The following is a 22,272-nucleotide window of genomic DNA, read 5'->3' as shown; positions in this document are numbered from 1 at the left end:
CTGACCGACGGCCGGGGGTCAGCCCCGGGTGCCGGTACGGCGGGGCACCGGCAGCGCCCGCGCGAGCGTGCCCGGTCCGCCGACGAGGGCGGCCACGCCGAGCGCGGAGCGCGGCTCGAACGGCTGGCGCCACAGCCCGCCGTGCACCGCGGTGCTGCTGAAGAGCGCCTCGGGGTGGGCGGCCGGACGGGGCCCGTCGTGGACGTCGGCGACCAGCTTCGCCGCCATCAGCGCCGCGGCCGTCTCGGGCTGGAAGATCTCGACCCCGAAGCGGTGGGCGCCGGCGTACACGGACGCGAGCACCCGGTTCTTCGTCACCGAGCGGGTCCAGGAGGCGGGCGCCACGGTGGTCGAGGTGGGCCGGCCGTCGGCCGCGTTCACCACGCCGCGCCAGCGCTGCATCCGCTTCGCGAGCGCGTAGTTGGGGCCCTGCACGTCGACGAGGGTGTCGACGAGCCCCCACCGCTCGCCCTGCTCGTCCGCGTACGTCGTCGCGTAGCCCGGACGGAACAGGCGGTCGCCGCTGGCCCGGCGCGCGGCGCGGTGCACGGTGCCGTTCCAGGTCCGGTCGTCGGCCCGCTCCCGGGCGTGCGCCATCACGGCCTCCGGCACGAGGAAGCTGTCGGTCGGGGTGTTGAGGTAGGCCAGCACGCCGTCGGCGGCGCCCGCCACGTCCTGGGCGAGGACGTCGGCGGCCAGCGTCAGCTCCACGTGGGCGGTGCCGTCGGCGTACAGGTGGGTGCCGAGCACGCGCGCCGGCCCGGCGTGGCCGTCGTGGTGGCCGTCGTGGCGCTCGGCGAGCCAGCGGCGCAGCGCGGCGAGGTCCTGCGCCACGTGGACGCCCGGCACGCCCGGGCCTGCGGCGTCCTCACGGACCGGGGCCGTCACGCGCCCTGCACCCGCGCGGGCCAGCCCCGCGATGCGTTCCCACACCCGCGGCACGGGCACGTCGACGGCGACGACGTCGGCGCCCCACCGCACCAGCGACGGCAGCGGTCCCATGGCGGCCCCCGCGCCGAGCAGCACGACCTGGTGGCCGGGCAGCCGCAGCCACTCGGGGTGGGCCTCGACCCGGGCGATCGCCGCGGCGAACCCGGGCTCGACGACGCCGTCGGCCACCCACGTGTCGAGCTGGCGCAGCAGCACGGCGCCGCTCAGCACCGCGCCGCGGTAGGGCACCTCGACGCGCTCGAGCCGCTCGCCCGTGCCCTCGACGGTCGTGCTCCCGAGCGCGGGGGCGGCGGCGACGTCGGCCGTGCGGCGCCACTCGTCCAGGGGGGTCTCGTTCCCCTCGTCGTCGACGAAGGCGGCCTGGGCGTGGGCCGCGGCGAGCCCGTCGCGCGCGATGCGGACCGCGGACGTGGCGCTGGCCGCGAGCGTCGTGGAGCGGGCGAGGTGGCCGGCGTACTCGCGTCGCCAGTCGCGGCCCGCCTCGACCTCGTCGGCGAGCGCGGGGTCCGTCGACCGCAGGGACCCGGCGACGACCGCCGACCCGTAGCGCGTCGAGCTCCGTCGCCCGTCCCGCTCACCCAGGCGCACCCCGCGCGTGCGGTCCGGTTCGTCACGGTCGGCCGAGCGTCGCTTCACCATCTCGCCATTGTTCGGGATCGCCGGTAGGGACCCTCACCCGCGCGGGGTGGGACGGCCGCCGGCCCGTTGTGCGCCGGGGGTGAACGCCGCGCGCGTCCGGCGAGGACGGGGCCCCGACCGCGGCCGACCGCAACGACGTGAGCCGCACCACAGGACGCGGCGCCGTTCCCGCGTAAGGAGCACCGGTCTCGTGCGTCCTTCCCCCGAGGGAGTCGACGAGCAGGGGGAACCGTGGTGGTCCGAGAGGCCCGGCGCAGCCGGCGGGAGGCCGGCGCGCCGCAGTCCGGCGAGGGGGAGACCGGGCCGACGGCGGTCGAGCCGTCCGTCGAGGAGCCCTCCGGGGAGGAGCTGGCGGAGCTGTCGGCGCTCTACGCGGCCGAGCTCCGGCGCGGGTGGATCCCCACCGCGCACGACCTGGCGGCGGGCGTGGCCGCGCTCCGCCGCCGGGCGGCCGACCCCGGCTCCCCCTGCTCACCCGGCTCCCCCTGCTCACCTGGCTGAGTCCGGCCGGCCCGGGAGGGCCCGGCGGCGCGGCGCACCGCCCGACCTGGACCACAATGACCGGGAACGCCCGCCGGCTGCTGCTGCCGGGGACCACCACCGCACCGAGGAGCACCGCACCGTCATGTCCGCCACCCCGTCGACCGTCGGACCGACGCGCCGTCGCGCCGCCTGCGGGGGCCGGCGGTGAGCGGCACGGCCGGGGTGGCGCTGCACGCCGCCGCGACCGTCGTGGCCGTGGCCGTGACGGTCGTGGCCCTCCTCGGGCGCCGACGGCTGGTGGGCGGCGGCCTCGTCGTCGCGGCCTGCGCGTCGACCGTCGTGTGGGCCGCCCACGTGACCTGGTTCGAGGTCGTGGGCGCGATCCCGGCCCAGGTGCTGTGGCTGCCCAGCGTCGGCGCGACCTGCGGGGCGATGTACGTCGTGGCGCGGGCGAGCGCCGAGCGGGGCTGGCGCCCGGCCCGCCCCCTCGCGCTGCTGCTCGTCGCCGAGCCCGTCCTCGTGACGGTCCTGCGGCTGGCCCTCGGGACCGACGTGATCGTCACCGTGCGCCCCGCCGTCGCGTTCGGCCCCGTCTTCGCCCTGCACACGGCGTACTGCTTCTCCCTGCTGCTGCTCACCGTGCTGGCCCTGGCGCGGCGCGGCGACGACCGCGTCGGGGCGGTGCGCCTGCAGGTCGCGGCCATCCGGTGGGGTGCGGTCGGGGCGCTCGTCGCGGAGGCCCTGCGGCTGCAGCTCACCGACGTCGTGGCGGTCGCCGCCGTCGCCGTCTTCGTGGTCGCCGGCCTGGCCGGGCCGCGCCAGCCGCACGTGCCACCCGCCCCCGAGCGTCTCCTCGACGACCTCGGCGCCGTCGTGCTGGCCTTCGACGGCGCGCAGCGGCTGGTCGAGTGGAACCGGCCGGCGGAGCTGCTCCTCACCCTCGGCGGCCACGAGCCGGCGCCCGGGGCGCCCGCGGCCGAGCTGCTGGGCGTCGGGCTGCCGTTCGCGGACGGCACGGTGGTCCGCCTGCCGGTGGCGGGCGGGACCGCACGGCTCTCCGGGTTCTCCCACGCCCGGCTCGACGAGGGCGACGGGGGCGGGTGGACGGTCGTGCTGCGGCGCTCGCGCCCGGAGCCGCAGCCGACGGGGACCGCCCGCGACGAGCGGGCCGCGGCCCTGCGGGGCCTGCCCGCCCACGACTCCGAGACGGGTCTGCTGACCCCCCACGCCCTGGTGGAGCGCCTGGCCGCGGACGAGGGCTCGGACCGGTCGCGGCGCGCCGTCGTCGCCGTCGTCGACGTCGATCCCGACGACCTGGCGGAGGAGGCCACCGCCCTCGTGCGGTGGGCCGACGGGCACCGGCAGCCCATCGGCGTCGCCCGGTGGACGCCCCGGCGCCTGGCGGTGGTGGCGCTGGCCGACGACGGCACCGACACCGACGACCTGCTGCGGGACGTGCACGCCGCCGCGAGCTCGACGGGGCGCATCGCCGTCGTGCGGGGCGACGGCGGACCGGCGGCCGTGCTCTCCCTCGTCACCGAGGCCGAGCAGCAGCTCTCCGGGCCCACGCCGGAGCCGGGGTCGACCGAGGCCTGAGCCGGCGGCCGGGAGGACCGGCGCTCAGGCGTCGCGGAGCTGCGCGAGCAGGTCGTCGAGCTCGAGGACCGGAGGGCCGCCCGCCGCGCCCAGGCGGTGCACCGCGCCGTGGACCAGCGGGGACGGCTCCCCCAGCGCCCGCACCGCCCCCAGCACCCGCGCGGCACGCACGTCGACCTCCTCGGCACCGGGCGCGGGCAGCAGCAGCACGTGGCGCGGCGACGGGGCCGCGACCAGGTCCGCCTCGCCGCCGAACACCTCACGCACCACCCCCACCACGACGTCGGTGCCCCCACCGCCGTCACCGGCGGCGGCGACCGCGGCACGCCGTACCCTCGCGGGCTCGACCTCGAGCACCAGCAGCGGGACCGCGCCGGCGGCGGGCGGTCGGGCGGCGAGCGCCCACACGAGCTCCTCGACGTCGACGACGCGGGGCCGGCGGCGGGCGCCGTCCCGGGCCAGGGTGCTCTGGCGGTCCGACCACGCCAGCGTCGCGACCCGCACCAGGTCGACGGGCAGCACCTCCCCGTCCTGCAGGTCGCACAGGAGGCGCAGGTCCTCGAGGAGCCGGGGCATGGGCAGGCCGTCGTCGGCGGCCGCGTGGGCCATGTGCTCGACGTCGGCCAGCAGGCCGGCGGCATCCTCGTCCAGGTCGCGGGGGCCGGCCCCGTGCCGCGCGAACGGCTCCTCCTGCCCGCCGGTCCCGCGCTCCGTCACCCGGCGGCCCGGCCGAGCACGCGGGCGACGCGCTCCGGGCCGTCCTCGACGACCTCGGTGGTGATGCGGGGAGCGCCGCGCAGCCGCTCGGCGCAGGAGGAGGTGAAGCCCCGCAGGGCAGGACCCAGGTCGCCGACGGAGCGCACGAGCACCACGCCGAGACCCTGGGCCGGGTCGAGCACGACCTGCGCGCCGGGCAGGTGCTCGGCCGCGACGACCGAGAGCGTGCGCAGGTCGTCGGGGACGGTGCCCGCGGTGCGGTCGAGCCGGACGACGACGACCTCCACCCGCGCGCCGACCGGGGTCGGGAGGGACCCCGGGGCCGACGGCAGGGCCGGGGCGGACCCGCCCTGCGTCCCGAGGAACGCGTCGGACCACGCGAGCGCGGACTGCTCGATGAGGGCGCTGACGTCGGAACCCGTCCACGTGCCGCCGACGACGTCGACCACCTGCTCGAGGTCGTGCAGGAGCCGGCGCAGGTCGTCGCCGCGGCGGGCGTAGTCGGCGGCGACGCGGCGCAGGGCATCGGCGTCGACAGGGCGGTCCGGGCCCGCGGGCCACAGCTCGGCGACCAGCACGGCCAGCCCGGCGGCGGGCGCGCGACCGCCTCCTCCGGCCCGCGGGCGGGGGCGGAGGAGCTGGCGAGCCTGCTTGCGAGCGTCCATGGGGATCGGGGTCCATCTTAGGTCGGAGGGGCACGGCGCCGGGCGGGGTCGCGCATCGCGGGACGGGAGGGCCCCGTCCCGTCTAGAGTGACGTCCCGTGTCGGGTGCGGCGAAGGACCTCAACGCGATCGCGTCCCGTGACGCGGCGCTGCTGGGGCGGGCCCGTCGCGGCGAGCGCGACGCGATCGACCAGCTGTACCGGGCCCACCGCGCCGTCGCGCTGCGTCTGGCCTCCCGGTTGTGCGACGAGCGGGACGTCGAGGACGTCGTCTCCGAGGCGTTCGCCCGCGTGGTGGCCCAGCTCGTCGCCGGGGCCGGGCCGCGCAGCTCGTTCCGCGCCTACCTCCTGACCGCCGTGCGGCACGCGCACGTCGACCACGTCCGCCGCGACGCGCCCCACGTGTGGACCGACGAGCCCGCGGGGTACGACGACGCGCCGCACGCGCCCCAGGACGTGAGCGTCCGCGAGGAGTCCCGGCTGCTCGCCCGCGCGGTGTCGTCGCTGCCCCGGCGCTGGCAGCTGGTGCTGTGGTGGACCCTCGTGGACCGCCGCTCGCTGCGCGACGTCGGGACGGCCCTCGACCTCACCCCGAACGCCGCGGCGGCCCTGGCCTTCCGCGCCCGGGAGGGCCTGCGGGTGGCCTACCTCGACCAGCACGTGCGCCGGCCCCTCTCCCCCGACTGCGTCCCGTGGCGCGAGCGGCTGCCCGCCCTGCTCGTGGGCCGCGCGGGCGCCGACACCACCGCCCTGCAGGAGCACGTCGACGGGTGCGCGGACTGCGGCGAGATGCTGCACGACCTGCGCCGGCTCCGCGCCGAGCCGCGCGTGCCCGCGGGCACGGCGGTGCTCGTCCGCGGGCACTAGCCCGCGCGCGGGGTGGTCTCGACGAGCTCGCCGAAGGCCACGAGCCTCTGGTCGGTGTGGAACAGCTCGGCGCACGTCGTGAGGGTCAGCAGCCGGGCATCGGGCGCCGCGCTCGGCTGGGGCCCGCCCTCGGCCGGGTTGACCGGACGGGGGTCGACGACCCACGTGTCGGTGAAGGAGACCTCGAGGTCGTCCCCGCCGGTCGTCAGCCGGTAGGTGTGGGTGGCGGCGCGGGTCTCCACGACGACGAGGTCACCCACCTGCAGCTCCGTCATCCGCCGCAGCGGCTCGCCGTGGGTGATCCGGTGTCCCGCGAGGGCGAAGTTGCCGACCTCCCCGGGGGCCGCCGTGTCGTCGAAGTGCCCGAGCCCCGAGGCCAGGACCGTGTCGCTGGTGCCCGCCAGGACGGGTACGGCGTACTCGTCGCCGAAGCGCGGCACGCGCACGATCGCGGTGGCCTCCCCGAAGTCGAGGCGCACCGTGTCGCGACCGTCGTCCCACGCGCCCTCGAGGTCGGTCACCGCCTCGTCGTGGCGGCGCTCCGCCACCCAGGTGGTGCCCCACAGCTGCCAGGCCACGTAGCCCAGGACGCCGAGCCCCACCGCCACCAGCAGCAGACCGATGCGGGTCGACCAGCGGCGCGCGGGCGACGACGGCGGCCTCCGGGTCCCCGGGGACGACGGGGACGACGGGGCGGACGGTGGGGAGGACGGCGCCCCGGTCGGCCCACCCCCGTGAGGGCCGACCGGGGTGCCGGGTGCGGGGGGCGTGGAAGGCGGGAGGCTCACCCCGCCCATTCTCCGCGCCTGACGTTGACGGTGCACGCCACCACCTCGTCGGGCAGCTCGGCGGCCACCTCGACGGGGACGGCGGCACCGGGGGCGAGCCCCTCCGCGAGCTGGTGACCCCGCGCCAGCACGTCGGACGTCGCGTTGGTCCAGCTCACGACGACCAGGTAGTCGGCCGTGTCGGAGCCGCCGTTGACGAGCTCACCGGTCACGACGGAGGGCACGGCCGCAGCCGGGTCCGTCGCGCTCCCTGCGGCCGGCGCGCACGCGTCGCCCACGAGGTCGGAGCGCGCGCCGCGGGCCCCGTCGAGCACCGGGAGGTCCGGCAGCCCGGGCGGGGAGACCCGCTCCTCGTCGACCCTGGGGGGAGTCGACGGGGAGCGGGTCGGCTCGTCCGCGCGGGGGGCCTCCTCGGCCCCGCTGCTGCACGCAGCGGAGCCGAGGAGGAGTGCCGTCGCGAGGACGAGCGTGGCCGAGCGGTGGGTCACGCCGTCCGCCGGCGCCGTCCGCGCCACACCAGACCGGCACCCGCGGCGAGCAGGAGCGCGGCCAGGGCGATCAGCCCGGCGGCCGGGCCACCGGTGTCCGGCAGCGGGGAGCCCGGAGCCGGGGCCGGGGCCGGCGGCGCCGGGGCGGCGGGAGCCGCGACGGGCGTCGTCGTGTCCGACTGGTCGGAGACGACCGGCGGCAGCACGTCGCAGCCCGACGGCGTGCAGCCCCGGACGGCGGCGCGGTTGACGATCGGGCCGTCCGCGACGTCGTCGGCGGTGACCTCGTAGTCGGCCTCGCACGTCGTGGCCGCACCCGGCGCCAGCGTCGTCTCGCGGCAGGCCACCGCGACGCCCGCGTCGTCCAGCATCGGGTCGTCGATCTCGATCGAGTCGATCGTCACGGCGCCCGTGTTGGTGACCTCGAAGGTGTAGGTGATCGTGTCGCCCACCTCCGCGGGGCCACCGCCGGCGACGGCGTTGGTCTTGACCAGCGTCATCGCGGCCGGGTCGTCGGCCGGCGTGTCCGTCGACGACGGCGGGGAGTCGACGGGGTCGCCGCCGCCCACCGGGGTGCCCGAGGCGGTCGCCTCGTTGAGCACCGAGCCAGCGTCGACGTCCTCCTGCGTGACCACGTAGGGCTCGTCGACGACGCAGAACACCGTGTCGCCGGCCCGCAGGGTGGTCGCCTCGCACGTGACGGCGCCGACCTTGGGGTCGTCGACCGCGACGTCGAGCAGCGTCACGTTGCCCGTGTTGGTGACCTCGAAGCCGTACCAGACCTCCTCGCCCAGGTCGGCGAGGCCGTCCTGGTCGAGGTCGTCGAGCTCGGCGAGCTTGACCAGCTCGAGCGCCGGGACGGGCTCGATGGGCGTGGAGGTGGAGTCGGGGTCCGAGGCGACCGGGTCACCATCGGGGTCCACCGCACCCGCCGTCGCGGTGTTCTCCACCGAACCGGCATCCACGTCGTCCCGCGTGATCACGTACGGCGCAGCCGTGCACGTCACGCTGCCACCCACCGCCAGCACACCCGCCGGGCACACCAGGCCCGACACCAGCGGGTCCGTGATCGCCACCGACGACAACGGCACGTTGCCCGTGTTCGACACCACGAACGTGTACGCGATCGTGTCACCCGCGTCCGTGATCCCCGAGGAGTTCACGTCCACCGGAGCACCCGCACGCTTGTCCAGCGCCACCGACGGAGCCGGCACCTGCACCGGCGTCGAGGTCGAGTCCTCGTTCGACTCCACCTCGTCACCATCGGGGTCCACACCCTGCGCCGTGGCCACGTTCACCACCGCACCCGCGACCTCGTCGGCCTCGGTCACCACGTACGGGGCATCCGCCTCGCACGTCGCCACCGCACCCGGAGCCAGCGACACCACGTCACACGTCACCGCACCCACCATCGGGTCCACCACCGCGACCGCCGAGACCGGCACGTTGCCGTCGTTGGTCACCGTGAACGAGTAACCGATCGTGTCACCCGCATCCGTGATCCCCGAGGAGTTCACGTCCACCGGCACACCCGCCGACTTGTCCAGCGTCAGCGCCGGGGCCGGCGTCGAGACGGGCGTGTTGGTCGAGTCCGGGTCGCTGTCGACCGGGTCGCCGTCGGGGTCCGTGCCGCTCGCCGTGGCGGTGTTGGCCACGACCCCGGCGACCTCGTCGGCGTCGGTCACGACGTACGCCGCGTCGGCCTCGCAGGTGGTGTCGTCGCCGGGAGCCAGCGAGACGGCCTCGCACGTGACGGCGCCGACCATCGGGTCGTCGACCTCGATGTCGGAGACCGGCACGTTGCCCGTGTTCGTCACCGTGAAGGTGAACGCGATCGTGTCGCCGGCGTCGGTGATGCCGGAGCCGTTCACGTCGACCGGCGTGCCGGCGACCTTCTCCATCGCCAGGCCCGGGGCGGGCCGGTCGACCGGGGTGGTGGTGGTGTCGTCGTCGGAGACGACGTCCTCGTCGTACGGGTCGCTGCCGATCGCCGAGGCGACGTTGACGACCGCGCCGGCGATCTCGTCGAGCTCGGTGACGACGTAGTCGTCGTCGGCCTCGCACGTGGTGTCGTCACCGGGGGCCAGGGAGACGGCCTCGCAGGTCACGGCGCCGACCCTCGGGTCCCGCACGCGCACGGCGTCGACGGGCACGTTGCCGGTGTTCGTCACCGTGAACGTGTAGGCGATCGTGTCGCCCGCGTCGGTCAGGCCGGAGTCGTTGACGTCGACGGGGGTCCCGGCGACCTTCTCCAGCACGAGGGCCGGCTGCGGCAGCTCGGTCGGGGTCGAGGTGGAGTCGGGGTCCGAGGCGACCGGGTCACCATCGGGGTCCACCGCACCCGCCGTCGCGGTGTTCTCCACCGAACCGGCATCCACGTCGTCCCGCGTGATCACGTACGGCGCAGCCGTGCACGTCACGCTGCCACCCACCGCCAGCACACCCGCCGGGCACACCAGGCCCGACACCAGCGGGTCCGTGATCGCCACCGACGACAACGGCACGTTGCCCGTGTTCGACACCACGAACGTGTACGCGATCGTGTCACCCGCGTCCGTGATCCCCGAGGAGTTCACGTCCACCGGAGCACCCGCACGCTTGTCCAGCGCCACCGACGGAGCCGGCACCTGCACCGGCGTCGAGGTCGAGTCCTCGTTCGACTCCACCTCGTCACCATCGGGGTCCACACCCTGCGCCGTGGCCACGTTCACCACCGCACCCGCGACCTCGTCGGCCTCGGTCACCACGTACGGGGCATCCGCCTCGCACGTCGCCACCGCACCCGGAGCCAGCGACACCACGTCACACGTCACCGCACCCACCATCGGGTCCACCACCGCGACCGCCGAGACCGGCACGTTGCCGTCGTTGGTCACCGTGAACGAGTAACCGATCGTGTCACCCGCATCCGTGATCCCCGAGGAGTTCACGTCCACCGGCACACCCGCCGACTTGTCCAGCGTCAGCGTGGCGACCCGGTCGATGGGGGTGCTGGTGCTGTCGTCGTCGGAGACCGTGGGGCCACCGGGCGTGCCGGTGGTGCCGGTCGCGACGGCGGTGTTGTCGACGACGCCGGAGACGACGTCGGCCTGCGTGAGCACGTACGGCGCGGCGGTGCACGTCACGTCGTCGCCCGGCGCCAGCGGGCCGGGCGGGCAGGTGACGGTGCCGACCTTCGGGTCGGAGACCGCGACGGTGGCCAGCGGCACGTCGCCCGTGTTCGTCACCGTGAAGCTGTAGGTGATGGTCGAGCCGGCGGTGGCACCCGTCGGGGTGCCGGCCACCTTGTCGAGCTCGATGCCCGGGCGCAGCGCCTCGTTGGTGAACGTGCACAGCGCGGCGACGCCGTCGGCGCCCCCGTTCGGGAGGGTGAACGTGCCCGACGTACCCGTGCCGGAGGCGATCGTGGAGCCGTTGTTCTCGTCCACGCAGGCCCAGGCCGCGGTGTAGCGGCCGGCGAGCGCACCGTTGCCGCTCTCGCTGATCGTGTACGTCGTGCCCGCGAGGCCGAAGACCGGTCCGGCCGTCTCGCCCGGCGTGTCCTGCAGCCCGGCGTCGGTGCCGGCCGTCGTGGCCGTGTTGCCGCGGGTGAGGCCGCCGCCGGTCACGCTCAGCGTCGCCTGGTCCCCGTCGACCACGCGGCCGTCCGGGAAGTCCTTCTGCACGCGGATGGTGCTGGGCGAGGCGCACGAGGCGAGGTCGACCGACCCGGAGGTGGCGAGGGGGCTCGACGAGACGACGGCGCCGGTCGAGGGGTTGACCTCGAACAGCTGGGCGCCGCTGGCCATGTAGAGGTAGCCGGTGCCACCGAACGCGATGCCGTTGATCGCCTGGCTCGACGGCGTGGTCACGTCGGTGACCTGGCGGCCGGTGACGGTGATGGCCGAGCCGGAGGTCGGGAGCTGCTGGTCGATGACCGAGAAGACGTTGCTGCCGTTGGCGCCGCCGACGACGTAGAGACGACCCTGCTGGTCGAAGGCCCAGTCGCCGTTCGCACCGCCGGTGGGGATCGTGCCGCTGGCGACGAGACCGATCGAGGTGTTGGCCGTGGTGTCGAAGCCGTAGATCTGGATGCTCGAGCCGCTGAACCCGCCGTAGTAGTAGAACCCGGTGAGCGGGTTCAGGGCGCCGTGGGTGACCGGCGCGCTCGCGACACCGGCGCCGAGCGCCGTGGTCGTCTCGGTGGCGCGGTCGTAGCGGTAGACCGTGCGGCCGCTGCCCGTCGTCGCGGGCAGGACGCCGAACGCCTGGCCGCCCCCGTCGGCGATGCCGAGGCCGTTGAGGCTCCCGCCCGCACCGATGTCGAAGGTGCCCACGCTGGTCTGGGTGCCGTCCTCCCCCAGCGCCCAGAGGTTGCGGGGCGAGGCCCCCTGGATGGAGTACACGGTGTCGCACTCCAGCGGCGCCGCCGCGACGGCGGACGTCGTCGTGGCAGCGAGCGACACGCCCGCCAGCCCCGACGCCGCCACCACCGTGGCCGCCACCTGCGAGAGGAGCCGTGCCCCCCTCGTCCCCCGTCTCGTGCCGCCGCCGGTCGCCACCGGCCCGCGCACGCGCGTCTTCCTGCTCACGCTGATCCCCACATCGTCGTCTCGAACCCGGCCGCGGCTGCTGCCGCGCCCGGAGGTGCACCCGTCCGACCGACGGCTGCAGGGGTAGGACGGGGTCCGGGCGGGTTCCTTACGCGGTGCGCGGGAACTTCTCGGATGGTCTGCACCACACGGCGCGGTCGTCCTCGCTCGCGCCCCACGAGGCGGCCGAGGTGGCCTACGCTCACGGCACAGGTCGACCCCCGAGCACAGCCAGGTACCGATGACTTCCACCCACCAGCGGCCCCTCCACGCCGTCCCCACCACCCCCGGCGCCCCCGGCACCGGGGGCGTCGACGACGACACCGAGCTCCTCGAGCGGGCCCGCGCCGGCGACGCGGCGGCGGTGGCGACCCTCTTCGAGCGCTACCACCCCCTCGCCGTGGCGATGGCCGCGCGCCGGGCCGGCCCCGGCCTCGCCGACGACCTCGCCGCCACCGCCTTCGAGCGCATCCTGCGGCTGCTGCGGGAGGGGCGGGGACCCCGGACGGCGTTCCGGCCGTACCTCGCCGCCGCCGTCAACAGCGCCTGGGTCGACCACGTGCGGCGCGACGCCCGCCTCGTCCTGGTCCCGGACGACGAGGACCTGGACCCCCTGCTCGACCCGGTGCCCGACGGCGCCGACGAGCGCTTCGAGCTGGCCACCGTCGGCACGGCGTTCGCCGGCCTCCCGCCGCGCTGGCAGCACGTGCTGTGGCACACCGCCGTCGAGGGCATGAGCCACGAGGACGTGGGCGAGCTGCTCGGCATCTCCGCGAACGCCGTCGGCGTGCTCGCCCACCGGGCGCGGGAGGGGCTGCGCACGGCGTACCTCGACGCCCACCTGGGCGCGACGACGGACGCGGCGTGCACGGGCGTGGTCCGCCAGCTCGGCGCGTTCGTGCGGGGCTCGGTCCCGCGCACGCGCCGCGGGCGCGTGGCCGCGCACCTCGAGACCTGCGACCGCTGCAGCACAGCGGCGCGCGAGCTGGGCCAGGTCTCGTCGAACCTGGGTGCGCTGCTCGCCCCCCTGGCCGGCGTCGTCGCCCTCCGCGCGGTCGACCTCGGTACGGCGTCGGGCACGGGCGCTGCGAGCCTCGGCGACGCGGTCCGTCCCGACGGCACCGGCACCACGGCCGTTCGCCCGCGCCGCCCTGCACGTCACACCGCGCGGTGGGTCGCCGTGGCCGCCTGCGTCGCGGCCGTCGCCGTCGGCGCGGGCGTCGTGACCGCCCTGGAGCGCTCGGGGTCCGACTCCTCGGCGGCCCCGCCCGCCGGTCCGGCCGGGACCACCGACGGCCCCGGGTCCGCCGACGCCCCCGACGCCGGCGTCGCCCCCGCCGTACCGCCCGCGCCCGCCCCCGCGCCGCCGACGGTCCCCGCGCCCGCGGGTTCCCCGGTCCCGGCCGCCGGGCCCGACGTGGCGCGGCCCGCCGCGGACGCGCCGACGCGCCGGCCGGTCCTGCGACCCCCGCCACGGCCGCGGCCGAGCCCGGCGCCGGAGGCCCCGGAGACACCGGAGGGCCCGGGCGTCCAGCCGACGCCACCGGCCACCGACCCGGCCCTCAACCCCCGCCTCGAGCGCTCGCGGGTGGCCGTCGCCCCCTCGCCGTCCCGGCCGGGGTGGACGCGGGTCACCGTCCCCGTGACCGCGGCCTCCCCGGGGACCGTCCTCACCGCCACCGTGCGGGGCGCCCAGGAGGTCTGCCGGACCGGCGCCGGGGACGACAGGTGCAGCACCCAGCGGGTGGTGGAGTGGGTCGACCGGCTCTCCCCGGTCGACGACACCGTCGTGCTGGACGTGCGCCACGACGCCCTCGCCTGGCTGGGTCTGGCGCTGACCGCCGACGACCGTCCGGCCGACCGTCCGGAGGACAACGAGGTCGACGCGATCCTGCGCCCGGTCGGTTGAGCGGCCCGGTCCGCGAACACCGTTCCGCCCGGCACACCGACGATTCGACCCGGGCCGCCGGGGGGCCCGACAATCCCCGCGTGCGTTTCTCGGGGGACGGTCGATGAACATGGAGGCGGCGGTGCACGCGGGTGCCGTCGCGCTCGCGCTGCTGAGCGCCGTCGTGGCGCTGGTGCTGCGCAGACGCCTGGCGGCGGGCGGTCTGCTCGCCCTGACCTGCGTCATGGCCGCGGTCTGGGCGGCCCACGTCGCCTGGGTGCTCCAGGTGGGCCTGCTGCTCGGCGCCCAGGTCCTGTGGATGCCCGCCATCGGCGCCACCATCAGCGCCTTCTACGTCGTCGTGCACCGCACCGCCCGGCCGGGGTGGCGCCCGTCGCGGCGGCTGGCGGCGGTGCTGGTGGTCGAGCCCGTGTTCGTCCTCGTCTGCCGCGTGGCGCTGAGCGACACCCCGCTGCTGGCCCTGCCCGGGCGCCCCGTCGTGCCACTGGTGCTGGTGTTCGGCCTGCACACCGTCTACTGCTTCGCCCTGCTCGTGCTGGCGGTGCCCGTCCTGGCCCGGCGGCGCCAGGACCGCTCGCCCGCCGTCCGCGCGCAGGTGACGGTCGTGCAGTGGGGCGCGGTCGCCGCGCTCGTCGCCGAGGCCCTGCGCCTCCAGCTCACCGACGTCGTCGCGGTGGTCACGCTCACGCTGTTCACGGTCGCCGGCGCCCTGGGCCGCCGCGGGGGCGTCGGCACGCCCCCCACGTCGGAGGAGCTCCTCGACGACCTCGGCGCCCTGGTGCTCGTCTTCGACACCGACCAGCGGCTGGTCGAGTGGAACCGGCCCGCCGAGGTGCTCTGCACCCTGCGCGGGCTCGACGAGCCCCTGGGTGCGCACGCCGAGGCCGTGCTGGGCGTCGGCCTGCCCGTGCCGGACGGCACCGTCGTGGTGGTCGAGCTCGGCTCCGCCAGCGCGACGTTCACCGGCTACTGCCACCGCCGCTACGACGAGACCGACGCCCCGGGCCCCGGCAACGGGTGGGTGGTGCTGCTGCGCCGCGGCCGCTCGTCCGCGACGGGCCAGTCGGACGCCGCGCCGGCGCAGCCCCGGCTCACCGTGGTCGCCGAGCCGGGTGCCGTCCGACGCCCCCGACCCCCGCGCTGACCCCGCGGGTGCCCCCGCGCTGACTCCTGCGGCGACGAGGCGGCACACGACAGGAGGACGGCCGAGCCGGCCGATCCTTACGCCGTTGCGGCGGATCGCCGAGGTGGTCCAAGCCGCCTGGCGCGCGGGCGTGGCTTGCCGGCGACGGCGGGCCCTCCCGGTGCTACTTTCCGTCCGACCACCATAGAAGAGGACCCTCCCGTGACCCCTCAGGACAGCCGCCCCGGCTCCTCCCCGCCCGTCGCGCCACCCGCCGAGCGGTCACGGCCGCCGCGGTGTGGAGCGCCCCCGCCGTCGCCGTCGTGGCCGCCGCGCCCGCCTTCGCCGCCTCGTCCACCGGCAGCACGCTGGTGTACACGGTCACCCCGGTCGTGACGGCCGAGGCCCCCTTCGGCACGGCGTCGGTGACGGTCACCAACACCTCCGCCGTGGACTACTCCGGCCCCCTCACCTTCACCACCCCGGCCTGGACGGTGTCCTCGCCCTTCACCCTCGACGGTGCCGCCGCCGAGCGCGTGCAGGCCGGCGGCGTCGCGGCCGACCGCTGGCAGCTCACCGCGGCCTCGGTGCCCGCCGGCGAGTCGGTCGTCCACACGGTCGCCTGGGACGGTTTCGCCGCCACGCCCGAGGCGCAGCCGCTGACGGTCACCCCCGACCCGGTGCGCGGGACCGCCGCACCCTCCGGCGACGCCACGGTCCACTCGAGCTACCAGCTCCTGTGGTTCGCCGCCGTCCCCGGCGGCCAGGGGTCGCCCTCCGGCTCGTCCGGGTTCTTCATCGCCAACACGACTCCCGTGCCCCTCACGTCGGCCGACACGACGGTGCGCACCCGGGTGTGGTCGTTCCCGCTGCCCTCCGCGATCGGGTTCACCGTCGGGGGCGTGCCCTACGCGGGGCAGCGGGCCGTCGAGAACGGCGCGTTCGTCGCCATCTTCAACGACGTCCCCGTGACGGTTCCCGCCGACGGCGGCCGCCTCGACTTCACGATGAACTGGCCCACCCCCTCGGGCACGTCCCGGCCCCCGCAGCAGTCCAAGCCCATCGTCTCCATCGTCACCGACACGGGCACGGGCCTCACCGGCCTCGGCGACCTCCTCCTCTACTCGCCCGCCTACAGCTGAGCCGAGGCTCCCGCCCGGACGTCCGTCACACGCTCGGGCCCGCTGCCCGCTCCCCCACGGGGTACCGGCGCGGACCCGAGCGAGACGGAGGAACCATGAGCCAGGACGGCGTGGCGAGCGAGATCGGCACCGACCCCGGCGTCGACGTGTCCGGTGACACGACCGACAACGAGAACTACCACGGCTACAGCGTCGACGACGAGAACCAGCCGCAGAGCACGGGCGACAGCCTCGTCGACGACGACCGCGGGCTCGTCGACCCCATGGACGAGGGCTACTCGCCGCCCGAGAAGTGGTCGGCCGGGCAGCGCTACGGCAACACCCCGCTCGAGGAGAGCATGGGCGAGACGCTCGACCAGCGCCTCGACCAGGAGGAGCCCGAGCCGGACCCGTACGAGGAGGCCGAGCGCGCCGACGCGGCGGGCGACCTCGCCACCCTCGTGACCGAGGCACCCGCGGCGGAGGACCAGGCCGCCCAGGGCAGCGAGACCCGCGAGGTCGGCGACCCGCGCTCCGGACGCCTGGTGGCCCCCGACGAGGGCGTGCGCACCGACACCGAGAAGGACCTCGTGGCGACCGACGTCGGCATCGACGGCGCCGCCGCCGGCGCCGAGGAGGCCGCGGTCCACGTCGTCGACGAGGACGACCTCCCCGCGTGAGCCGCGGCGCGGGCGCCGGCTACCCCCGAGCCCGGCGCCCGCGCAGCCCGGCCGCCGCGGCGAGCGCCGCCGTACCGGCCGCGACCCCGAAGCCGACGGCGAGGTCGGCGCGGGCCGCGATCTCGCCGACCACGGCCGACCCGACGGCCTGACCGAGCACGAGGGTCACGAAGAGCAGCGCGGTGCCGGCCGCGGCCCGCTCCGGGCGCACCTCGGCGGCCCACGCGATGAGCGCGGACGTGGCCGCCACGAACGCCCAGCCGAAGACCGCGCAGGCGCCGACCGCGACCGGCAGCTGCCTTGCCGCGACGGCGAGGACCGCGAGCACGGCCGCCACGGCCAGCACCGTCGCACCCCACGCCACCTGCGGGCGCAATGCCCCGAGCACGCCGGCGGTGACGACGGTGAGGGCGCCCCCGACGCCGATCGCGATCCACCCGACCGTCGAGCCGGTCGCCCCCGCACCCTCGGCGACGAGCAGCGTGCGCCCGTAGGTCCACACCGCGGCCGACGCGGCCCCCAGGCCCAGCGCACCCACCGCGGGGGCGGCGAGGGCGACGACGAACCGCCAGCTCTCCCCCCGCCCCTCCCGCAGCCGTCCCACGGGGGGCGCGGTGCGCCGTACCGCGGCGGGCCCGCTCGCCGCCGCCGCGTACGTCGCGCCGCGGCCGGCCACGAGCAGCACGCCCGCGCCGGCCAGCACGGTGAGCCCGGCGCTGACGGCGAACCCGAGGCGCCAGTCGGGCAGGAGCACCAGCGCCAGGACCCCGGCGGCCACGAGGCCCGGCCCGGTGCCGGAGTTGACGACCGCCTGCGCGCGGGGACGGTCCGCGGCGGGGACGACCCGGTCGACGAGGCCGACGAGCCCCGGCGAGGCGAGGCCCGCGCCGGCCGACCCGAGCACCGCGAGCGCCGCGAACCAGCCGCGGTCCGGGGCGAGCGCCATGCCGGCCGACCCGACGGCGCCGGTCGCGAGCGCCCCGGCCACGACGAGCCGCGGTGCGCGGTCGGCCCCCAGCCCGAGGAGGGCGCCGACGCAGTAGGACAGCGACGCCGCCGACGAGGTCCACCCGGCGAGCCGGTCGGAGAGGTCGAGGGAGGCCGAGACGTCGGGAAGGAAGAGCCCGTAGGCCAGCCGCACGAGACCGTAGGTCGCCGCCACGAGGCACGTCCCGGTCACGACGAGGGCGGCCGGACGGCGCTCCGAAAACGATAACGTGCGTTTCATTCTCCCGAGTCTAGGGTGGGAGGCGTGACCACCCGCGCGAGCACCGAGAAGAAGCTCCTCGACGCCGCGGAGCAGCTGCTGTTCACCCGCGGCATCGCGGCCACGCCCGTCGACGAGGTGCTCGCCCTCGCGGGGGTGTCGCCCGCGACGCTCTACCGCGCCTACGGCAGCAAGGACGGGCTGCTCGCCGCCGCACTGGAGCGCCGCCACCGCGAGTGGGTCGCCACGTGGGAGGCCGCCGTCGACGCCGCCCCGAGCGACACCGACCGCCTCCTCGCGGTCTTCGACGCGCTCGACTCCTTCCGCACGCGCCCCGGGGCCGCGCGGTGGTGCGCGTTCCTCGGCACCGCGGCGGAGTACGTCGACCCTCCCCCGCCGCTGGCCGCCGCCGTCGCGCAGGACACGGCCACCCTGCGCACGACGCTGCGGCGGCTCGCCGTACCGGTCGTCGGCGAGGGGCAGGCCGACGCGCTCGCCGAGACGCTGCTGCTGGTCGTGTCGGGAGAGCTCGCGATGCGCCTGCGCGACGCGGCCGACACCTCGCCGGTGCGGCGCGACGCGCGTGCCGTGGCCGCTGCGCTCGTTGATCGTTGTCGAGTCAAGTAACCTGGGTCCGTGACCGCGCACCGACCGGACGACCCCACCGACGACCACCCCGTCCCCCTCTCGGCGGACGAGGAGGCCTTCATGCGGTCGTTCGCGCGGGCGTCCGCGGTGGTGACCCGCTCGTTCGACGCCGACCTGGTGCGCGAGGAGGGCCTGGCCCTGACCGACTACTTCACCCTCATGCACCTGTCGGAGGCGGAGGGCCGGACCCTGCGCATGGGCGACCTGGCGACGGCGGCCAACCTGTCGCTGAGCGGCATGACCCGGGTCGTGCAGCGGCTGGAGCGCAGTGGCTGGGTGGAGCGGCGGCGCGCCACCGACGACGGGCGCGGGGCGACCGCCGTGCTCACCGACGCGGGGCTGGAGCGCCTGCGCGAGGCGTGGCCGGCCCACCTCGCGAGCGTGCGGCGCCACCTGTTCGAGCAGCTCGACGGCTTCGACCTCCAGCAGCTCGTCCGTGCGCTCGACCGCATCGCCCCCGACCCGCGGGCGTGACCCGCACCGATCGCGCCCCCGGACGGATCGACCGGACCGGAGCAGCCCCGGCGGTAGCCTGAGGAGGGCGCGGGCCGCCCCGCCCGCACGGGAGGAGCAGGCATGGACGCAGCGGACAGGAACACCACGGAGGGCACGTCGCAGGACCTGAGCGCCGAGCGGTGCTACGAGCTCCTCGCGACCACCACGGTCGGGCGGGTCGCGTTCCTCGGCCCCGACGGGATCGTGCTGGTGCCCGTCAACTACCGCGTGGTGGACGGCGCGATCTTCCTGCGCACCTCCCCCGACAGCTCGCTCGCCGCGCTGGCCGACCACGACGGCGAGGTCGTCTTCGAGGCCGACCACCACGCGCGGCTCGCCCGTGACGGCTGGAGCGTCGTGGTGCGGGGCACGAGCGGTGTCGTCGACGACGAGCAGCTGCTGGCCTCCGAGGAGCTGCACCGACTGGTGCCGTGGCCCGGCGGCCCGCGGTCGTGGACGCTGCGCATCGAGCCGCACGAGGTCACCGGGCGACACGTGCACCACGCCTGAGCGGTACGGCGGGCTCAGGCCTCCGGCGCGAGGTCCGTCCAGGCGGCGCCGCCGCCGACGCGCGCCTGGGCGCGGGTGAGCTCGCCGACCATGCCGGAGTGCAGGCGGACCTCGAGGGCGCTCCCGTCCGGCAGGTCCGCGGTGAGCTCGCGCTCGCCGTACACGACCCGGGTGGAGTCGACCTCGACGCCGTCGACCTCGAGCCGGGCGCGGTTGAGCACGACGAGGTTCTTGTCGAAGACGAGCTCGACGCGGTGGCCGGCGATCTGGGCGGCGTGGCGCTGGACGGACATGGAGCCTCCTGGGTCGGGTGCAGTTCCGTTACTCCAATTAACGTAACATCGGACCCATGGCCCGCCCCCGCGATCCCGACCTCGACCGCCGGGTGGTCGACGCCTGCGTCGCGCTGCTCGGCGAGCAGGGGCGGCAGGGCCTGTCGCGGGCGCAGGTCGCGCGCCGCGCCCGGGTGAGCCTGCCCGCGGTCAACCGCCGGTTCGCGAGCGTCGACGAGATCCTCGTCGCCGTGGCGAGCCAGCCGGGCGGCGCCGGGCTCTCCGAGGGGCTCGACGAGCCGACCTCGTTGCGCTCGTTCCTCGTCCACCGCCTGCTGCGCCTCGCGCGCGCCGGCCGCGACCCCTCGCTGCGCCGGGCGACCGGCGAGCTGCTGGCCGCGGCGGCCGGCGACCCGGCGGTCGACGCGGCGTTCCGGGCCACCCTGGCCGAGCTGCGCCGCGACGGCCTGGCGTGGGTCGACCACGCCCGGCGCCACGGGGAGGTCGACGCCGCCGCCGACGGCGAGCTGCTGCTCGACCTCGTGCTGGGCTCGACGTACTACCGCCTGCTCTGGCGCGGCGAGGCCCTCCCCCCGGCGGACGTCGAGACCGTCGTCGACCGCGTGCTCGCCGGGTTCGCGCCGCGCCGTAGTTGAGGCGGCCGGGACCCGACGCGCCGCTGCCCCGACTGGTCTGGACCGCCCGGCGCGAGATCGGTCGTCACCGCGACACGAGGGCTCGCAGGACGCTTTACTTCGCTGGCGCGCCGGGGGGCGCGGCACCACCGACACCGGGGGACCACTCGTGACCACTCGTCCTCGGCACGCGCTGACGCGCGTCGCCGCCCTGTCCGTCTCGCTGACCGCGACGCTCGCCACCGGCCTGGCCGCGACGACCGCGATCGCGCCCGCCGCGGGGGCCGCCACCGCGGTGATCCCGCCGCGGCCCTCCTACGTCGACTTCGACACCCTGCTCATCCCGACGGTCGAGGGCGTGCGCTACCTCGACGAGCGCGGACGTGCCCTGACCGGCGAGGTGGACCTGCCGGCGGCCGACGACGAGGGGTACCGGAGGCTGGTCGTCACGGCGGCCCCGACCCGTGGCTACGCGCTCGCGCCGCACGGCTGGGAGGAGTACGACTCCCGCACCGGCCGCGCGTCCGACTACTTCACCACCCAGCAGGGCAGCGACCTCCTGACGGTCGCGACCGACGGCTGCGTCGTCGCCATCCGCAACGAGCGGGACCACCCGGTCGAGCTGGCCTACGCCGAGGGCGGCCTCCTCATCGCCCTCGCCGTGCCGCAGCAGATGCGCGAGCGCCTCGAGGCGTCCGACAGCCAGCTCGCCCACGAGGCCGGGTCCGGCGAGGCCGAGGGCGAGACGGAGTACTGGGACTACGAGGACTACTTCGAGACCGTCGTCCTCCAGCCGGGCGGGGCGTTCACCGTCACCAGCGCCTGGACCTCGGTGGACTTCCTCGCCCAGCACCCCGAGGACACCAGCGAGCCGACGATCGACTCCGTCGACACCTTCGAGTGCGGCGTCGGCGAGGGCACGCAGACCTCCCGGGTGGGGGTCGCCGGCTGCGAGCTGACCTTCGTGCCGCCGCACGGCCGCTACCTGCAGATGGGCGAGGTCTTCTACCGCGACGCCGACGGCAACAGGTCGCTCGACGGGGTCGAGATCACCGACTACGAGCCGATCGACCCGGACTGGTTCGACGAGTGGATGGGCGACGCCCCGGTCACGTTCGACTTCTCCGGTGTCGGCGGGGAGGACATCGAGGTCTTCTGGTCGGAGTTCTCGATCGAGGAGCGCGACCACTTCGGCGACTCGCTCGCGTACTACGTCGGCAGCACCACCGTCTGCGACGGCAGCCCGGCCGCGACCCGCCCCGCGACCCCGGCCACGCCCGTGGTCCGCTCGACGACGACCGGCGACGTCACCCTCACCTGGGGCCGTGTCGCCGACGGCGGCAGCCCGGTCACCGAGTACGTCGTGCACCAGACCGGCGTCGGCGGCTCCCGCTGGTTCACCGTCCCGGGCGACCTGGGCCGCGTCACGATGCGGGGCCAGACCGCGGGCACGCACTCGTTCCGCGTCTACGCCGCGAACCGCATGGGCAACTCGGCCGGCAGCCCGGTCGTCACCACGAACGTCGTCCGCCCGCCCGCCGCCCCGGCGCTGCCCGGCGTGCGGGTGCGCGGCAACGACGTGACCGTCGGCTGGGCCCCGCCCCGCAACACCGGGGGGTTCCCCGTGACGGGGTACGTCGTGCAGCACGGCAACCGGTACGTCGCCGTGCCGGCCTCGACGCGCGAGCTGACCTTCCGGGGCCTGGGCCGCGGGAACCACTACTTCCGCGTCTACGCCGCCAACCGCCTGGGCAACTCCGCGGGCTCGCCGGTCCGCCTCGTCACCCTGCGCTGAGGCCGGGACCGACGGGCTCCGGGCCGGACCCGGACCGCTCCGCCGACGGGCGGGCGTCGCGACACGCGGCGCCCGCCCGTTCGTCGTACCCCCTTGTCCCACCGCCCGCGCCGG

20 protein-coding genes are annotated in these 22,272 nt (G+C 76.4%); 12 read left to right on the top strand and 8 right to left on the bottom strand.

The window, feature by feature from the left end:
• Positions 1-18: 18 nt before the first annotated feature.
• Positions 19-1,590 carry a hypothetical protein gene (locus ACOACO_RS05955; RefSeq protein ID WP_420295318.1) on the bottom strand — a complete coding sequence of 524 codons (1,572 nt, stop codon included), beginning with the start codon at positions 1,588-1,590 and terminating at the stop codon, positions 19-21.
• Positions 1,591-1,821: 231 nt separating this feature from the next.
• Between ACOACO_RS05955 and ACOACO_RS05950 the strand changes: the two genes are divergently transcribed.
• On the top strand, positions 1,822-2,091 hold the full coding sequence (locus ACOACO_RS05950) for a hypothetical protein (RefSeq protein ID WP_420295317.1): 270 nt from the start codon (positions 1,822-1,824) through the stop codon (positions 2,089-2,091).
• A 186-nt stretch (positions 2,092-2,277) separates the two neighbouring features.
• Positions 2,278-3,669: a hypothetical protein gene (locus tag ACOACO_RS05945; protein ID WP_420295316.1), complete on the top strand. Its 1,392-nt coding sequence runs from the start codon at positions 2,278-2,280 to the stop codon at positions 3,667-3,669.
• Between the two features lie 24 nt (positions 3,670-3,693).
• On the opposite strand, the gene ACOACO_RS05940 is transcribed toward ACOACO_RS05945, so the two are convergent.
• Together ACOACO_RS05940 and ACOACO_RS05935 are read right to left on the bottom strand one after the other, a co-directional pair.
• Positions 3,694-4,386, bottom strand: a complete 693-nt coding sequence (locus tag ACOACO_RS05940; protein ID WP_420295315.1) for a hypothetical protein — start codon at positions 4,384-4,386, stop codon at positions 3,694-3,696.
• The gene (locus tag ACOACO_RS05935; protein WP_420295314.1) at positions 4,383-5,051 is read right to left on the bottom strand and encodes a WXG100 family type VII secretion target; all 669 of its coding nucleotides are present in this window, start codon (positions 5,049-5,051) and stop codon (positions 4,383-4,385) included. Before ACOACO_RS05935 ends, ACOACO_RS05940 begins: the two co-directional genes overlap by 4 nt.
• 97 nt (positions 5,052-5,148) lie before the next feature.
• Here ACOACO_RS05935 and ACOACO_RS05930 point away from each other — a divergent pair, with 97 nt between their 5' ends.
• Positions 5,149-5,916, top strand: a complete 768-nt coding sequence (locus tag ACOACO_RS05930) for an RNA polymerase sigma factor (protein ID WP_420295313.1) — start codon at positions 5,149-5,151, stop codon at positions 5,914-5,916.
• Here ACOACO_RS05930 and ACOACO_RS05925 read toward each other — a convergent pair.
• The 3 genes from ACOACO_RS05925 to ACOACO_RS05915 are packed head-to-tail and all read right to left on the bottom strand — an operon-like array spanning position 5,913 to position 11,763.
• Positions 5,913-6,713 carry a class E sortase gene (locus ACOACO_RS05925; RefSeq protein ID WP_420295312.1) on the bottom strand — a complete coding sequence of 267 codons (801 nt, stop codon included), beginning with the start codon at positions 6,711-6,713 and terminating at the stop codon, positions 5,913-5,915. The genes ACOACO_RS05930 and ACOACO_RS05925 overlap by 4 nt on opposite strands.
• The gene (locus ACOACO_RS05920; RefSeq protein ID WP_420295311.1) at positions 6,701-7,192 is read right to left on the bottom strand and encodes a hypothetical protein; all 492 of its coding nucleotides are present in this window, start codon (positions 7,190-7,192) and stop codon (positions 6,701-6,703) included. Before ACOACO_RS05920 ends, ACOACO_RS05925 begins: the two co-directional genes overlap by 13 nt.
• A complete protein-coding gene (locus tag ACOACO_RS05915) occupies positions 7,189-11,763 on the bottom strand; it encodes a beta strand repeat-containing protein (protein ID WP_420295310.1) in 4,575 nt (1,524 codons plus the stop codon). Before ACOACO_RS05915 ends, ACOACO_RS05920 begins: the two co-directional genes overlap by 4 nt.
• Positions 11,764-12,004: 241 nt before the next feature.
• Between ACOACO_RS05915 and ACOACO_RS05910 the strand changes: the two genes are divergently transcribed.
• The 4 genes from ACOACO_RS05910 (at position 12,005) to ACOACO_RS05895 (ending at position 16,596) form a co-directional block, all read left to right on the top strand.
• Complete coding sequence (locus ACOACO_RS05910; protein WP_420295309.1) at positions 12,005-13,672, top strand: sigma-70 family RNA polymerase sigma factor; 1,668 nt, start codon at positions 12,005-12,007, stop codon at positions 13,670-13,672.
• A 103-nt stretch (positions 13,673-13,775) separates the two neighbouring features.
• Positions 13,776-14,816, top strand: a complete 1,041-nt coding sequence (locus ACOACO_RS05905) for a histidine kinase N-terminal 7TM domain-containing protein (protein WP_420295308.1) — start codon at positions 13,776-13,778, stop codon at positions 14,814-14,816.
• A 275-nt stretch (positions 14,817-15,091) separates the two neighbouring features.
• Complete coding sequence (locus ACOACO_RS05900; protein ID WP_420295307.1) at positions 15,092-15,937, top strand: hypothetical protein; 846 nt, start codon at positions 15,092-15,094, stop codon at positions 15,935-15,937.
• Positions 15,938-16,032: 95 nt separating this feature from the next.
• Positions 16,033-16,596: a DUF5709 domain-containing protein gene (locus ACOACO_RS05895; RefSeq protein WP_420295306.1), complete on the top strand. Its 564-nt coding sequence runs from the start codon at positions 16,033-16,035 to the stop codon at positions 16,594-16,596.
• 19 nt (positions 16,597-16,615) lie between these two features.
• Here the strand turns inward: ACOACO_RS05895 and ACOACO_RS05890 are convergent, their stop codons facing one another.
• On the bottom strand, positions 16,616-17,824 hold the full coding sequence (locus tag ACOACO_RS05890; protein WP_420295305.1) for an MFS transporter: 1,209 nt from the start codon (positions 17,822-17,824) through the stop codon (positions 16,616-16,618).
• 24 nt (positions 17,825-17,848) lie between these two features.
• On the opposite strand from ACOACO_RS05890, the gene ACOACO_RS05885 reads away from it, so the two are divergent.
• From ACOACO_RS05885 to ACOACO_RS05875, 3 genes are all read left to right on the top strand, one after another.
• A complete protein-coding gene (locus ACOACO_RS05885; RefSeq protein WP_420295304.1) occupies positions 17,849-18,430 on the top strand; it encodes a TetR/AcrR family transcriptional regulator in 582 nt (193 codons plus the stop codon).
• 9 nt (positions 18,431-18,439) lie between these two features.
• Complete coding sequence (locus ACOACO_RS05880; RefSeq protein WP_420295303.1) at positions 18,440-18,925, top strand: MarR family winged helix-turn-helix transcriptional regulator; 486 nt, start codon at positions 18,440-18,442, stop codon at positions 18,923-18,925.
• Positions 18,926-19,027: 102 nt separating this feature from the next.
• Positions 19,028-19,456 carry a pyridoxamine 5'-phosphate oxidase family protein gene (locus ACOACO_RS05875; protein ID WP_420295302.1) on the top strand — a complete coding sequence of 143 codons (429 nt, stop codon included), beginning with the start codon at positions 19,028-19,030 and terminating at the stop codon, positions 19,454-19,456.
• Positions 19,457-19,470: 14 nt separating this feature from the next.
• Here the strand turns inward: ACOACO_RS05875 and ACOACO_RS05870 are convergent, their stop codons facing one another.
• The gene (locus ACOACO_RS05870) at positions 19,471-19,749 is read right to left on the bottom strand and encodes a hypothetical protein (RefSeq protein ID WP_420295301.1); all 279 of its coding nucleotides are present in this window, start codon (positions 19,747-19,749) and stop codon (positions 19,471-19,473) included.
• 56 nt (positions 19,750-19,805) lie between these two features.
• Between ACOACO_RS05870 and ACOACO_RS05865 the strand changes: the two genes are divergently transcribed.
• Positions 19,806-20,384, top strand: a complete 579-nt coding sequence (locus ACOACO_RS05865; protein WP_420295300.1) for a TetR/AcrR family transcriptional regulator C-terminal ligand-binding domain-containing protein — start codon at positions 19,806-19,808, stop codon at positions 20,382-20,384.
• 148 nt (positions 20,385-20,532) lie between these two features.
• Positions 20,533-22,158, top strand: a complete 1,626-nt coding sequence (locus tag ACOACO_RS05860; protein WP_420295299.1) for a fibronectin type III domain-containing protein — start codon at positions 20,533-20,535, stop codon at positions 22,156-22,158.
• Positions 22,159-22,272 lie beyond the last annotated feature (114 nt).

This window comes from Nocardioides sp. CPCC 205120 (genome assembly GCF_048654585.1).
Taxonomy (GTDB): Bacteria; Actinomycetota; Actinomycetes; order Propionibacteriales; family Nocardioidaceae; genus Nocardioides.
Note: the sequence above shows the minus strand (reverse complement) of the source record. Positions and strands in the feature narration are given on the sequence as shown.